The organism is Pyxidicoccus sp. MSG2 (genome assembly GCF_026626705.1).
Classification (GTDB): Bacteria; Myxococcota; Myxococcia; order Myxococcales; family Myxococcaceae; genus Myxococcus.
Genome location: NZ_JAPNKC010000001.1, coordinates 3,985,846 through 3,999,290, shown reverse-complemented (window position 1 = coordinate 3,999,290; position 13,445 = coordinate 3,985,846). Strand labels below are relative to the sequence as shown.

Genomic DNA, 13,445 nt, shown 5'->3' with positions numbered 1-13,445 from the left:
GTAACCTGTCAATCCGGTTTCATGATTTGCTGGTGACGCACATGGCACGCTCGAAACGTCCCACCCCGGAGCCGCACGTGGCGCCAACAGGCGAGCTGCGGGAAGGGTTCAAGTTCCGCTCCGGCCGGCTGGCCCTGGACCTGCCGGCGTCGCTGGCCGCGCGGCTCAAGGCCGAGCCGCGGGACTTGCTGGAGACTCCGCGGGACCTGGGCCGCTGGCTCGTGGCCGCTGGGCTGGCGGCGAAGGACCCGAGGCCCTCGGACGAGGAGTTGCATCAGGCGCGTGAGCTGCGCGAGGCCCTCTACCGGCTGGCGCGGGCGTGCGTGCGCGGAGAGGACTTCGACTCGAAGGACCGGGCGCTGGTGAACCGGTGGGCGGCGGAGCCTCCCCCGGCGCCGCAGCTGGGTCCCGAGGGGCTCACCTGGACGAGCGGTGGCGTGCGCTCCCTGCTGGCGGCGGTGGCGCGGGACGGTGTGGAGCTGCTGGGTGGCCCGCTCGCGGAGCGCATCCGCAACTGTGAAGGGGAGGGCTGCGCGCTGCTCTTCGTGGACACCTCGCGCTCCGGCCAGCGGCGCTGGTGCTCCATGTCCGGCTGCGGCAACAAGGCGAAGGTGGAGGAGTTCCGCCGCCGGCAGCGGGAGGACGGCCGCTAACGGTGGACCGCGCTCAGCCGCCCGGGGATGTGCGCCACCAGCACGTCGATGGCGGTGCGCACCTTCGAGGGCAGGTGCTTGTTCTGCGGCCAGACGGCGAAGATTTCATTGCCGTAGCGGGGCATGTCTCGGAGCACCAGGGTGAGCTGCTTCTTGCGCAGGCGCTCTCCGACGAGCCAGCACGGCAGCCACGCCAGCCCGGCGCCCTGCACGGCGGCGTCGGCGATGGTCTCCACGTCGTCGAGGCGCAGGCGGGACGGCACGGCCACCTGTCTCATGCCACCCTGGCCGTCCGGGAAGCACCACTGCTTGGAGACGCCGTTGCGGCCGTAGACGACGGCCTCGTGCCGCTCCAACTCGTCCAGCGTCCGGGGGCTGCCGTGCTTCGCGAGGTACGCCGGTGAGGCGCACACCACCATCTCCTGCACTCCCAGCCGGCGCGCCGTCAGGTTGGCGGTGTCGGCGAGCGGCGCGACGCGGACGGCCATGTCGTAGCCCTCCTCGATGAGGTCCACCACGCGGTCGCTGAAGGAGATTTCCACCTCCAGTCCCGGGTGCTCGCGAGTCAGCTCCCACAGCAGCGGCGCCGCGCAGTGCCGGCCGAACAGCACGGGCATGCTCACGCGCAGGCGGCCGGTGGGGGCACGGCGGCCGGAGTCCAGCGCGGCCTCGGCGGCTTCCAATTCCGCCAGCGCGCGCACGCAGCGTTCATAGAAGGCCTGTCCGTCGTCGGTGAGGCTCTGGCTGCGCGTGGTGCGCTGGAACAGGCGCGTGCCCAGCCGCTCTTCCAGCCGGGCAATGCTCTTGCCGATGGCCGAGCGCGACAGGCCCATGCGCTCGGCGGCGAGCGCGAAGCTGCCGGCCTCCGCGGCCTGGACGAAGGTGAGCACTCCGCTGAGTCGGTCCGTCATGGCGCTGCTCCGATTGGTGCCTCCCTGTCCGCAGTGAGTCAACGAAGTGTCGCCACTGAGGAAAGGGACGCGTCTCTATATCCGCCGTGCGGCCTTCACGCATGACGCGGGAGCAGACGATGAGCGGCACGATGAAGCAGTGGCGGTTGGAGCAGCCCGGCCGGCAGCACCTGAGGCTGGCGGACGTGGCGATTCCGAAGCCGGGCGCGGGCGAGGTGCTGGTTCGCGTCTCGGCCGTCTCCCTCAACTACCGCGAGAAGCTCCTGCTGGATGGCGGTGGCTACGCGGGCATGACGGAGCCCCTCGTCCCCACGTCCGACATGGCGGGCCAGGTCGTCGCCACCGGCGCGGGCGCGCGGCGCTTCCAGGAGGGCGCGCGAGTCATCGCCAACTTCCAGACGGACTGGGTGGACGGGCCGCCGCCCCGCCAGATGCGCAGCCTGGGCGCCTCCGCCCCCGGCGTGCTGGCCGAGTACGTGGCCATGCCGGAGGGTTGGCTGGTCGCCTCGCCCACGACGGTGGATGACGCGCAGGCGAGCACGCTGCCCTGTGCGGGGCTCACCGCGTGGACGGCGCTGACGGGCTCGGGCGCGCCGCTGCCAGGGCAGACGGTGGTAACGCAGGGCACGGGAGGTGTGTCCCTGTTCGCGGTGCAGCTCGCTTCGGCCATGGGGGCGAAGGTCATCGTGCTCTCAGGAGACGAGGGCAAGCTCGTCCGTGCGAAGGCGCTGGGCGCGGCGCATGGCCTGCACCGGCGTCACACGCCCGACTGGGATGCGGCGGTGCTGGAGCTCACCGGGGGCCAGGGGGCGGACCACATCCTGGAGTTGGTTGGGGGCGACAACCTCGGCCGCTCGGCGAAGGCGCTGGCGCCCGGTGGACGCATCTCCCTCATCGGCGTGTTCGAGGGCTTCGACGTGCGCTTCCCCACCGTGCCACTGATGCAACGGCATGGCATCATCCAGGGCATCTTCGTCGGCCACCGGCGCGGCCTGGAGGACCTGGTGCGCGCGGTGGACGCGCTCGCGCTCAAGCCGGTCATCGACACCGTGTATCCCCTCGCCGAGTTCCCCAAGGCGCTGGAGCACCTGGACCGTGGGCCCTTTGGCAAGCTCGTCGTCCGCGTCCGCTGACTGTTCCTCGCCGCGGTTCCATGGCGTGATGTCTCCCGAAGGGAGCACCGGGACATGGCGGCGAAGCAGGACTGGGGGCGAGACGCCCCGGTGAAAGAGGTATGGGCACGCGTGGAGGCGGCGGGGACGCCCGAGTGGCGGACGAAGCTGGCCCCGTGGTGGAAGGGCACCACCGAGCAGGTCGTCCTCATCCACGAGGGGGACCTCGAGGCCGACTCGCTCGTCGTTGGCCCCCAGCCGCTCGTCGTCACCGGCAGCGTCCGATTGAAGGGGTTGCTCGAGGATGGCCATGAGGCCGACCACACCCTCCTGGTGGTGCTGGGAGACCTGGAAGTGGAGAACGTGGCGACGTTCTCCGCCATGTTCATCGCGGGCAACGTCCGGATTCGGGGGATGCTCTTCGGTGACTCGCTCGGGGATGACGTCTTCTGTGTCGGCGGAGGGCTGAAGGCGCGCACCCTCGTCGAGGAACACCACCACCTTCACGTGTACGGCGCGCTCGACGTGGACGCCCTCGTGGGCAGCAAGCTCACCGCGACGGAGAAGCCCCGCAAGAAGCTGGAGCCGCACGAGGCGCTCCTGCCGGGCACCTTCACCGTGGAGGACGAGGACGAGGGCGACGTCACCGACTCGACGCTGGACCGGAAGGGGCTCCTCGCGAAGCTGCGCGCGGGGGCGCCCGTGCTGGCGGACACCCGGCTCGGCCCGGCGGAGAAGGCCATCGCCGCCGTGAAGGAGAAGGCGGCGCGGGGCGAGAAGGCGATGCGACTGGGGCTCGCCCAGAAGAAGCTGAAGACCATCCCCGAGGAGGTCTTTTCACTCACCGGGCTGGAGAGCCTCACGCTGGACACCAATGACATCGCGGAGATTTCCCCGCGCATCGGCGAGCTGCGGGCGCTGAAGAGCCTGAGCCTGGAGAGCCTGCCGCTGACGACGCTCCCAGTGGAGCTGTGCCGGCTCCCCGCGCTGAAGAAGCTGAGCCTGCGCTACTGCAACAACCTCACCCGGCTCCCGGACGCGTTCGGTGAGCTGGAGGCGCTGGAGGAGCTGTACCTGGACGCGATGGCGCTGGAGGGCTTCCCCGAGGTGCTGACGCGGCTGCCCCGGCTGAAGAAGCTCTGGTTCTGGCGCTTCTTCAAGACGACGCCGGGCCAGGTCCAGCTCCTGGTGGACGGGCTCGGGCGGATGCCGAAGCTGACACATGCCGGCTTCTTCCAGGGGGAGCTGTCCGCGCTGCCGGGGGGACTCGCGCCGCTCGCCCGGCTCAAGCAGTTCAAGCTGGGGCTGGACCGCGTCCCCGAGCCGGAGGTGAAGCGACTGGAAGCGGCGCTGCCACCCGGACGCCTGCACGTGGGGTACTGAGCCGTTGAGGGTGGGCATGGCCCGCCGGGTGCGGTACGAGCAGTGGCCATGACTCACTGGAAGCAAATCCAGAAGCTCAACGGCGGCGAGCCCATCTACAACAGCGAGCCGAAGTTCGACATGAAGGACGAGGTCTGGTTCCTCGTGGGCACCCGCGAGCTGCGGGTGTCGAGCGCCGGCGTCCTCCACAAGTTCGACAAGAAGGCGCACGAGGCCAAGGGGCCCATCACCGGGCGCTTCACGCTCTACAGGCTGCGAGAGAAGCTCTTTGTCGACGTGGAGGTGCGTGGTGAGCAGGCAGTGGTCCGCCGGGGCATCCTGAACGGCGCCGACGTGTCGACGCGCATCGCCCCCTCGGAGGTGGAGCCGTTGCTCGCGCGCTACCGGGCGTTCGGCTTCAAGGATGGCTTCCCGTGGAACGCGACGAAGACGCTCGCGACGCGGCGCGAGTACCACCGGCAGAAGCCGTTCGCCGCGTGGACGGTGGAGGTGCACGGCAACGTCCTCGTCGATAGTGCGCGGGATACTCCCGCTCCGAGCCATGAGGCAGCCATCGCGCTCGCGGAGAAGCGCATCCGCGCGAAGGAGAAGGCCGGGTTCAGGCTGTACCTCATCGAGCTGATGACCTCCGACCATCCCAATCCCGAGCCCAAGCCCCCGAAGGGCGCTCCCGCCCGGAACCCCCTGCCGAAGCGGGCGCCCGTCCCGAAGCCGAAGGACGCCTACGAGGCCGTGGACGCGGCCGTGGCGATGCTCGAGGACCTGCATGAGCGAATCCCGACCGCGCACTTCGTCACCGAGTGCCTGGACCTCGAGGCCGACCGCAAGCGCGTCGCCTCGGTCGAGGAGCATGCCGCCTTCTTCCTGCGCATGCACAAGGCGCGCGTCGGGCGGTGGGCGAAGGCGAAGCCCCGCAAGCCGAAGAAGAACGAGTCGAGCTGGGACTACTTCGCGAACGTGTACGGCTCCATCACCTGGATTCTCGACGGCGCGGCCGACGCGGGCCTCGAGATGTTCTACTGCGGCAACGTGACGGGGGGCGGGTGGAGCTGCCTGGAGATTGACAGCGACAGCGACTACTCGATGGACGACCAGGTGGAGGCCACGGGCAACGAGGAGCTCGAGAACCTCTTCGTGTTCCACGGCGGCTGGCACCAGGACCGCTCCTGGGCTTTCGACCAGCGCGTGAGCTCACCTGGCGGCGAGTACGCCGTCATCCCGTTCGGTGACAACCTCCAGGACCTGCCGAGGCCGGTGAAGCCCGAGCGCATCGTCCCGTTCGGGCTCTGGCTCTACAAGCGTGTCGTGGCGCTGACCCGCATCGCGGAGACGAACCTGCGCGAGCTGGGCTGAGGGACGCAATCGGAGGGCCTCTCGCTGGAGGAGGCCCTCCCCGGGCCGAACCGGGGCCCGGTGGGACTGCACGTGATGTTCCAGCGCCTGTGAGGCCGGGGTAGATTCCGCCGCACTTTCCTGGCAGCGGAGACTCGCATGCGAAGAATCCCTGGACTGACGTGGTTGAGCACGGCGCTGCTCATGGGCTGTGGAGGGGCGGGCGGGGCCCTGGTGGAGGATGAGCCGCTGCCCCAGGCGGTCTGCAACGTCACCGTCTCGGGCGCGGTGACGGGAACGCCCGCGTGCCAGGACGCGTCGCTCACCTACAGGGAGACGACTGACGACTTCAGCCTCACCCTGGATATGGGGACGGGCTCCAGGCCCCTGGTGCAGGTACGCCCGAACGCGAATGGCCGTCCCTTCGTGGGGGACTTCGTCGGCCCCACCTCCGAGGTGGACTGCGCCGTGACGGTCCGCGACGGCGGCAAGGCCTGGTATCCGTACTACGAGGACCCCGCTGCGGGCGTGCACCTGCGCGGGAGTTGCACGCTGACCTTCACGCAGGTGGAGGACTACATCGACAGCGGCACCGTGGTGTCGTACCGCTTCAAGGGCACCATGCAGGTCCACCTGCTGCCCCTGGAGTCCTCGGGCGCCACCGGCACCGTGGACGTGGTGGTGAACTTCACGTTGTGACGGGGGATTGACGGGCGCGCGAGGTGTCGTTACCTTGCGCGCATCCTCTCGACGTGGCGCCGCAGCGCCTCTCGCGTGAACTCCTCCACAGCTTGAGCTGAAGCCTCCCGGCGCCGCCTCCTCGTGGCAGCACGGCGTGAGCGGCTCGCGTCTTTCCCAATCCCAGCTCGCACGCTCGCGGGGCCATGAGGGCCTCGCCGGCTTCGTGCGTCCTTCCGTGTCCAGGAAGGTGCGCGGAGCTACTCCGGCCGCTCATCGCGGCCGGTCACCCGTCCCTCGGGGATTCAGCCACCTCGCGGGCTCGTCGTTCCTTCGGCTGTTCCGATGTATCGCTGTCAGTCGTGTCAGAAGTCCGTCGGTCCGGGAGTGTCCAGTCAGCTCGTCACCGTGGCCACGCGGCTCACTGAGTTCCCCGCTCGCCCCAGCACCCAGCGCTACGCCCAGGGCAGGCGCGTGAAGTGGAATGACGACCCGGGCGGCACGGGGCTTCAGATTGCCCGTGAGCTGCGCGTCTGCGCCGCGTGCGCTGCCACGCGCCAGCGGCGCAGGCCCGTGCTGGTGTCGTGACAGTCGCTCCGGCGAAGGGCGGTGCGGGCCCTCCGCCGCCTCGATGGCTTGGTGTCTTCCCGTCGGCATCGCAGTGGTGCCGCACGGGACTGGCGGGGGATTTGGTAGGTGAGCCCCATGAAAAACTGGCGATTGCTGGTGTGTGGCTTGCTGGTGACGGCGTGCGCTTCAACGAACATTGCTCAGCAACGCTGGGAGACGGCGGACGCGGAGCCGGAGACCGAGGAGTGTGACGACCCCGGAGCGGATCGATGCACCATGTTCATCTGCGGGGTGGGGGCGTGCGGCCTCTACTACTGCAAGGACGTGGACCCGGGCGGCATCGTTCGGGCGCAAGCCGTGGCGCCCATCCGGCCTCCGATGCCTGGAGTCGCAGCGCCGTTCCCGACGCCGGCCAACCCCCAGCGCTACTGGGGAAGCATGCAGGGGCTACCCAGGGATGCGGCACCCATCTTCATCATCCCCTGGCATGAGACCGAGGAGGAGTACGCAGCTCGGCTCAGGAAGGAACAGGAGGACCAACCCAAACGAACCTGGGTCAAGCATCATGTCTTCCCCCGGGCGTTCAAGACGTGGTTCAACGCCAGGGGAGTGAACATCCATGAGTGGACGCTGGTCGTCGACAAGCAGGTCCACTTGAAGATTCATCGAGGCGCAGCGGGCGGACCTTGGAATGCAGAGTGGTACCTCTACATCATCGATAATCCACTGGGGAATCCGCAGGCCATCCACCTCTTCGCGACGCAGATGATTTTCCGCTACGACCTCTCGGGGCCCGTCGTGCCGTACTCGCGAAAGAAGGCCATTCCCCTGTTCCCCAACATCGAAGAGGACATCCATTAGCCATGCGGCTGTTTCGTGTCGGGAACGTGTTCCCATCGCGCTCCTCATGGAGCGTTCGAGCAAGCTCCAAATGGTGGCTTCCCGGCATCCACTGTCCCACGTGCGATGAAGTCTGGAGTGGCACGGGGGAGGCGTATCCGGCGGTGGACCTGTCGGAGCTGTCAGAGCACAGGAAGTTCAAGGCCCGCGTGGAAGAGGACTTCAAGGAGTTCACGCGGCTGCGAGAACTGGTGCGCCCTCTGGCTCCTGAAGGTGCGCCGCTTGAGCCAGGAGCGAACTTCGGCCCGCTGGTTGGCTCCGGGCGAGGCCGGCTTCCGCAGCTCTTCTTTGCCACTCCGTGGCAACTGGTCATGCGCAGGGAGGCGTTGCAGCAGCTCCAGGCTGCGGGTCTGCGTGGTCTGCTGGGTTGTAGAACGGAGCTGCGGTTGAGGGAGAAGGACCCAATCGAGTTGCAGGAACTGCAGCTTGAACTACGTGGACGGCTGCATCCCGATTGCCTGCCCCGGGGCCTGCCTCCTCCGTGCGTGACGTGCGGCCGGCTTGCGTTCACCTTTCCCCGGGAGCCCATCCTTGATGTCATGGCTCTTCCCGAGGGGCGGGATCTCTTCCGGCTCGCCAACTTCACAACGGCCATCATCGGGACAGAGCGGTTCGTGGAAACGGTGCGGCAGCTCGGGTTCGAAGAAGTGGAGTTCCGCGAGCTGCCGGCACGCTGATGATGGGGGAGGCTCGCCCGCCTCAGCGGCAGGGGTAGTTGCTCTTCGTGCACGCCACGCCGCCGTTATAGGCGTCGTTGAAGTGCGTGTAATACGCGTCGTACATCGGGTGCACGGAGCCTGTCTCGGGCGCCATCTTCACGAAGAGCTCCTCGTTCTCGCTCAGCGCGTCCTGGGACCAGTTCTGTGAGCCCGAGTAGACGCGGTACGCGTAGCTGGAGCCGTACTTGCCGTACACGAGGAAGAACTTGTCGTGCACCTTGTCGCGGCGGTGGATGGCAACGCCCGCGTCGAGCAGTTCGTTGTAGACGGACTGCGACATGTCGATGCCGTCCGTCGGGTTGCCGCTCACCACCATCCACACCGCGCAGCCCCCGGCCTTCATGCTCTTGATTTGCGACAGCAGCGCGGGCCGCCCGGTGGTGACGAAGGCCATGCCGATGCGCACCCGGCAGTTACCATCCGGCGTGACGTCATTCAGGCGCGTGACGATGGTGTCCGTCTGTCCCGCCGCCTCGGGCGAGGCGTACGCATCCGCCGGGTTCGCCAGGTAGTAGCCCCGGCCGCTCGCCGAGTCGTAGTAGTCGTTGCCGGAGTAGTGACGCCGGTTCCACATGTCGGAGTGGTTGGCGTTGAGGCCGTCGTACAGCGTGACGGCGTCGTACACGGTGAGGGTGTTGTTGAACGCGTCCGTGCCGCTCGTGTACGTCAGGTTCGCCGAGCCGAACCAGGACACGTAGGGGCGCAGCACCCCGTTGGGGTCCTTGGTCGCGCTGAACGTGAACATCTTCGTGTGCATGTTGCTGGCGGACGTGGTGCTGATGCAGCCACCGCCTCCGCTCGAGTTGGTGCAGAAGCGCGTGTTGGCGACCTGCCGGATGGTGTTCACCGCCGGGTCCGTGGACGGCGCGTTCTTCCCGTCCAGCACCAGGTACACCGTGACGCCGCGCGTGTTCTGCGCCGCGAGCAGCGCATCCGCGACCCCGTCGATGCTCAGCGAGTGGATGGCGCCGCGGATGGTGCCGCCCGCCGGTACTTCGTTGATGAGCCGCTTCAATTCGTCGGTGATGGTGTAGTCCCGGCCGCTGTACGCGGGCGGGTTGTTGAAGTGCGCCCATACCACCTTGCCGCCCAGTGTCCCGGACGCGGAGCGGATGCCGGCCTGCGCGGTACCCAGGTCCGCGTCACCGACGTCGGGCTCGGAAGGCAGTGGCTCGCAGCCGATGACGGCCGACGTGCAGAGGACGGTGGCGAGGGCTCGCCGAAGCGAAGCGGACTTCCAAAGCATGGTGCTCTCCCGGAGGTTCATCGCCGCCGTGCTACGGGATGAAGGTGTGTATTCCGGGTAAATCACTTGAAACGTGCCAATGCCAATGGGGCGCCGTGCACCCGGGTGTACGATGTCGCCGCGTCACTGGCTGACCCCAGGAGGTTCCATGCACCGCCTCACGTTCCTCGTCGCCTTCCTCGTGCTCGCGGGTGCGGCACATGCCGCGGACGACGCCACGCTGTGGCAGGCCGCGTACGCGTTGGACAAGCCTGGGAAGGGAGAAGAGGCGGAGGCCGTGCTGCTGAAGGGAGGCGCCGCCGCGTACGACGTGCTGGTGAAGCTGGCGCGCGTGAGTGGCGAGGAGCGGGCGCTGGCGCTGGCCGCCGGCATCAGGGCCTGCCCGATGTTCGCCATGCACATGATGAGCATGGGGGGGCAGATGGGGCAGTCCCGGCTGCCGGAGAAGACCTCGAAGCTGGCCCTCAAGCTGCTGGTGCAGTCCCCGGAATTGCGCCAGCGCGCGGAGGCGTCCGCGGAGCCGTTCGACCGCGCCCTGGCGCTGCTGGCCGCGGACGGCGTGCCCGACGCGCTGCCCGGCGCCGTGGAGCGGCTGGCCCGGGAGAAGGAGCCCTGGCTCGTGCTCTGGGCGGAGTCGTTCGTGCAATGCACGGTGATGCGGCAGGGCGCGAAGGCGGCGTCGCTGGGCGAGTCGCTGAAGTCGCTGTCCGAGCGGGCCCGGACGTTGCGGGAGGAGAAGACGTGCCAGGAGCCGGCGCAGGTCGACGCCCGGTGGGTGGAGATGCTGGCGGCGGGGACGGCCAACGCGCGGGGCTGGTCCCGCTCCAACGACGAGCTGCGGGTGACGGCGCGCGCCGGGCCGGGCGAGTCGCTGGAGGTGGCTCCGGGCTGCGCGGTGGCGCTGTACGAGGCGGTGGCCGAGCGCGGCCGGTACCTGCCGGAGCTGTTGATGCCGGTGGCCACCGGCCAGTGGATTGCCATGGGAAGCCGGCAGGCCGCCGGGGCGCGCGCGGTGAAGGACCTGGAGCGCTACCCCGAGGACGAGCGCAACCGGTTGGCGGCGAAGCTCGTCAATGCGGGCTTCACCGTTCCGGTGAAGGTGACCTTCAAGGTGGAGCACGCCTTCGTCCAGGAGGCGGAGCTGGAGGCGGCGGCGCGGCAGGGCCACCCGCAGGCGAAGGCGACCATCCTCCAGACCGTGTTCTGTCGGGATACCGGTGGCGGCTCGGGCGTGAATCTGCTCGGCTTCGTGAAGGGGCGCGAGGCTGCGGACACGGCGTACCAGCTCGGGCGCCAGTGCCCTCGGGCCCGAGCGGACGCCACGGCGGCGCTGGTGCGGCTGAAGGACCGGCGGGCCGTGGAGCTGCTCGGCCCGGCGCTGGAGAACCCGGGCCTCGGCTGGGAGGCGCTCCACCAGGCGCTGATGGAATCGCTCACCCCGCAGGTGGCCACGCGGCTGCGCGCGCTGGTGGAGAAGAAGGCCCCCGGCGCGGCGGAGGCGGTGCGTCTCTTGAAGGCCGCGCAGGTGATGAAGGACTAGCGGGCCCCCGAGTCAGCTCGCGAGCAGGAAGCCGCTGATGCGCTCCGACAGCCAGCGCCGGAAGGCGTCCGTCGTCGGCGGGCAGTGGAGGCAGTCCTTGAGGAGCTCCCGGTCCGCGAGCGTGGGAAAGAGCTGGGGCGCGCGGTCGAGCAGCTTCTGTCCCGGGATGCTCACGTCCAGGTCCGCGCCCAGCACCAGCGTGGGTGCCTTCAGCCGTGAGAGCTCCTCCGGCTTCGCGAGCGCCGGCACCCGCATGTCCATGTTGTACGCGCGGAAGGCGTCGCCCAGGTAGGGCCTCCAGTCGTCATCCCGGGTGGTGAGCAGGTTCCGGGTGAACGCCTCCAGGCGCCGCTCCGAGGGGAACAGGCGGTAGAGCATCATCGGGAGGGCCAGCCGGGTGAACCCGGCCCACGGCGAGCCATTCACCACGCCCGCGGGGACGAGGAGGGCGAGCCGGTCGATGCGCTCGGGCGCGGACGCCGCGAGGCGGATGGCCACGAAGCCGCCCCAGCTGACGCCCACCACGTGCGTGCGCTGGAGCGACAGCCCGTCGAGCACGTCCGTCAGCCACGCGCCGTACTCGTTGTTGGACACCGAGGGCCGCGCGTCCGCGCTCTTCACCGACTGCCCGACGATGTCCACCGCGTGGACGCGGAAGCGCTCCAACAGCGGCGCCAGCTCGTGGAGCACGTGCGCGGAGCTGGCGAGCGCGCCGTGGAGCACCACCAGGTTGGGGCCGGCTTCCGGTCCTCCGACGAGCACGTGGGTGTCTCCGAAGCGCGTGCGCACGGTGCGGCTCTCGGTGGGCACCTTCAGGCGGCTGCGGAAATGCTCGTACCACTTCAGGAGCACGCCCCTGGCCTGCTCGCCTCGAAACGCGGACTTCATCGGGACTTCCTCCGGGAGGGTTTCTTCGTGGGACGGAGGCCCTCCAGGTGCTGGAGGACCAGGTGCTCCACCATCGACACCGGAGTGCCGTGCGCGCCCTGCACCCACGAGATGAGGGCGAAGTAGAAGAAGGAGAGGTACGCGACGGCGAACAGCGCGCCGTTCACGTCGGGGCGCAGCTCGCCCCGGGCGGCCGCCTCGGTGGCCAGCTTCGCGAGCGCCCCATGCACCATGCCCGCCTGCGCAGTGAACTTCCCGGCCCACGGCGCGTCCGCGAAGAGCGACTCCTTGAGCAGGGTGCGCGAGAGCTTCGGCCGCCGCTGGTAGTAGCCGAACACGGTGCGCGTCAGCGCGGAGAGCTGGGACTCCAGCGGCCCCGGGCCCATCCCGGAGAGCGCGCGCCGCAGCGTCTCGTCCAGGTCATCGAACAGCGCCGCGTGGAGCAACTCCCGCTTGTCGCCGTGGTGGTGGATGACTGTCCCGGCGGAGACGCCCGCCCGTGCCGCGATGGCGCGGAGGTTCGCCGCCTCGAAGCCGACGCGCTCGAACTCCTCCCGCGCCGCCTCCAGCACCGCCTTGCCGGTGGCTTCCTTCTGCGTCGCCCGGACGCCGGGCTGTTTCCTGGATTCGTTGGACACGTTCAATGAACGTGTTTAATGAAGAGGCGCGAGGATGTCCAGGCGGCGTCGGGAAGGGGAGGGCGGCGGCGTCCAAAGGGCGCCGCCGCTCCGAACGGCGTCACTGCGCGGTGGCGCCTCCGTCGAGGACGAACTCCGAGCCCGTCATCAGCTTCGACTCGTCCGAGGCGAGGTAGACGACGGCGTAGGCGAAGTCGTCCGGCTCGCCCAGGTGGCCCAGGGGGATGGTGCGCGCCATGTTGGCGCGGGCCTTGGCCGCGTCACCGCTGCTCTTCGCCAGCGCGTCCACCATGTCCGTCTCGATGAACGTGGGGTGGATGGAGTTGCAGCGGATGCCGTAGCCCTTGTACGCGCAGTGCATGGCCACCGACTTGCTGAGCATGCGCACCGCGCCCTTGGCCGAGCCATACGCGACGATGGTGGGCACACCCAGCAGGCCCGCCACCGAGGACACGTTGATGATGGAGCCCTTGGCCCCGCACTGACGCATGGCTTTGATTGCGTGCTTGCAGCCCAGGAACACGCCGTCCAGGTTGACGGCGTGGACGATGCGCCACTCCTCCAGGGAGATGGATTCGATGTCCTTGGGGATGCCCATGCCGGCGTTGTTGACCAGCACGTCCAGCCGGCCGAAGTGCGCCAGCGTGCGCTCCATCGCGCTCGCCCAGTCCGCTTCCTTCGTGACGTCCAGCGGGAGGAAGAGGCCCACGCCCTCACCCAGGGACGCGACGAGCGCGAGCCCGTCCTGCTCGCGCTCCTTGCGGTCCGTCACCACCACCTTCGCGCCCTCGCGCGCCAGCATCCGCGCCGCCGCGCTGCCCAGCCCGCCCGCGGCGCCCGTCACCAGTGCCACCTTGCCTTCGACTCGCTTCATG

At 69.1% G+C, this 13,445-nt stretch carries 14 protein-coding genes; 9 read left to right on the top strand and 5 right to left on the bottom strand.

What is annotated here, in order from left to right:
* Nucleotides 1-41: 41 nt before the first annotated feature.
* The gene (locus OV427_RS15105; protein ID WP_267856808.1) at nucleotides 42-653 is read left to right on the top strand and encodes a CGNR zinc finger domain-containing protein; all 612 of its coding nucleotides are present in this window, start codon (nucleotides 42-44) and stop codon (nucleotides 651-653) included.
* Here OV427_RS15105 and OV427_RS15100 read toward each other — a convergent pair.
* A complete protein-coding gene (locus OV427_RS15100; protein ID WP_267856807.1) occupies nucleotides 650-1,564 on the bottom strand; it encodes a LysR family transcriptional regulator in 915 nt (304 codons plus the stop codon). The two genes, OV427_RS15105 and OV427_RS15100, sit on opposite strands and share 4 nt — an antisense overlap.
* 119 nt (nucleotides 1,565-1,683) lie before the next feature.
* On the opposite strand from OV427_RS15100, the gene OV427_RS15095 reads away from it, so the two are divergent.
* The 7 genes from OV427_RS15095 to OV427_RS15065 all read left to right on the top strand — a co-directional run bounded on the left by OV427_RS15095 (nucleotide 1,684) and on the right by OV427_RS15065 (nucleotide 8,216).
* Entirely contained in the window at nucleotides 1,684-2,697 is a 1,014-nt protein-coding gene (locus OV427_RS15095) for a zinc-dependent alcohol dehydrogenase family protein (RefSeq protein WP_267856806.1), read from the top strand.
* A gap of 54 nt (nucleotides 2,698-2,751) precedes the next feature.
* A complete protein-coding gene (locus OV427_RS15090; protein WP_267856805.1) occupies nucleotides 2,752-4,059 on the top strand; it encodes a leucine-rich repeat domain-containing protein in 1,308 nt (435 codons plus the stop codon).
* 48 nt (nucleotides 4,060-4,107) lie between these two features.
* Nucleotides 4,108-5,412, top strand: a complete 1,305-nt coding sequence (locus OV427_RS15085; protein ID WP_267856804.1) for a hypothetical protein — start codon at nucleotides 4,108-4,110, stop codon at nucleotides 5,410-5,412.
* Between the two features lie 138 nt (nucleotides 5,413-5,550).
* On the top strand, nucleotides 5,551-6,090 hold the full coding sequence (locus tag OV427_RS15080) for a hypothetical protein (RefSeq protein WP_267856803.1): 540 nt from the start codon (nucleotides 5,551-5,553) through the stop codon (nucleotides 6,088-6,090).
* Nucleotides 6,091-6,456: 366 nt separating this feature from the next.
* Nucleotides 6,457-6,657, top strand: coding sequence for a hypothetical protein (locus OV427_RS15075; RefSeq protein WP_163989919.1), 201 nt, complete (start codon nucleotides 6,457-6,459; stop codon nucleotides 6,655-6,657).
* A gap of 117 nt (nucleotides 6,658-6,774) precedes the next feature.
* Nucleotides 6,775-7,500: a TIGR02269 family lipoprotein gene (locus OV427_RS15070; RefSeq protein ID WP_267856802.1), complete on the top strand. Its 726-nt coding sequence runs from the start codon at nucleotides 6,775-6,777 to the stop codon at nucleotides 7,498-7,500.
* A 2-nt stretch (nucleotides 7,501-7,502) separates the two neighbouring features.
* Nucleotides 7,503-8,216: a double-CXXCG motif protein gene (locus OV427_RS15065; protein WP_267856801.1), complete on the top strand. Its 714-nt coding sequence runs from the start codon at nucleotides 7,503-7,505 to the stop codon at nucleotides 8,214-8,216.
* A 22-nt stretch (nucleotides 8,217-8,238) separates the two neighbouring features.
* Here the strand turns inward: OV427_RS15065 and OV427_RS15060 are convergent, their stop codons facing one another.
* Entirely contained in the window at nucleotides 8,239-9,504 is a 1,266-nt protein-coding gene (locus OV427_RS15060) for a phospholipase D-like domain-containing protein (RefSeq protein WP_267856800.1), read from the bottom strand.
* 148 nt (nucleotides 9,505-9,652) lie between these two features.
* Between OV427_RS15060 and OV427_RS15055 the strand changes: the two genes are divergently transcribed.
* Nucleotides 9,653-11,044, top strand: a complete 1,392-nt coding sequence (locus OV427_RS15055) for a hypothetical protein (protein WP_267856799.1) — start codon at nucleotides 9,653-9,655, stop codon at nucleotides 11,042-11,044.
* Between the two features lie 12 nt (nucleotides 11,045-11,056).
* On the opposite strand, the gene OV427_RS15050 is transcribed toward OV427_RS15055, so the two are convergent.
* From OV427_RS15050 to OV427_RS15040, 3 genes are all read right to left on the bottom strand, one after another.
* Nucleotides 11,057-11,932 carry an alpha/beta fold hydrolase gene (locus OV427_RS15050; RefSeq protein WP_267856798.1) on the bottom strand — a complete coding sequence of 292 codons (876 nt, stop codon included), beginning with the start codon at nucleotides 11,930-11,932 and terminating at the stop codon, nucleotides 11,057-11,059.
* A complete protein-coding gene (locus OV427_RS15045) occupies nucleotides 11,929-12,570 on the bottom strand; it encodes a TetR/AcrR family transcriptional regulator (RefSeq protein ID WP_267856797.1) in 642 nt (213 codons plus the stop codon). Before OV427_RS15045 ends, OV427_RS15050 begins: the two co-directional genes overlap by 4 nt.
* A gap of 100 nt (nucleotides 12,571-12,670) precedes the next feature.
* Nucleotides 12,671-13,444 carry a glucose 1-dehydrogenase gene (locus OV427_RS15040; RefSeq protein ID WP_163989931.1) on the bottom strand — a complete coding sequence of 258 codons (774 nt, stop codon included), beginning with the start codon at nucleotides 13,442-13,444 and terminating at the stop codon, nucleotides 12,671-12,673.
* Nucleotide 13,445: the final 1 nt, after the last annotated feature.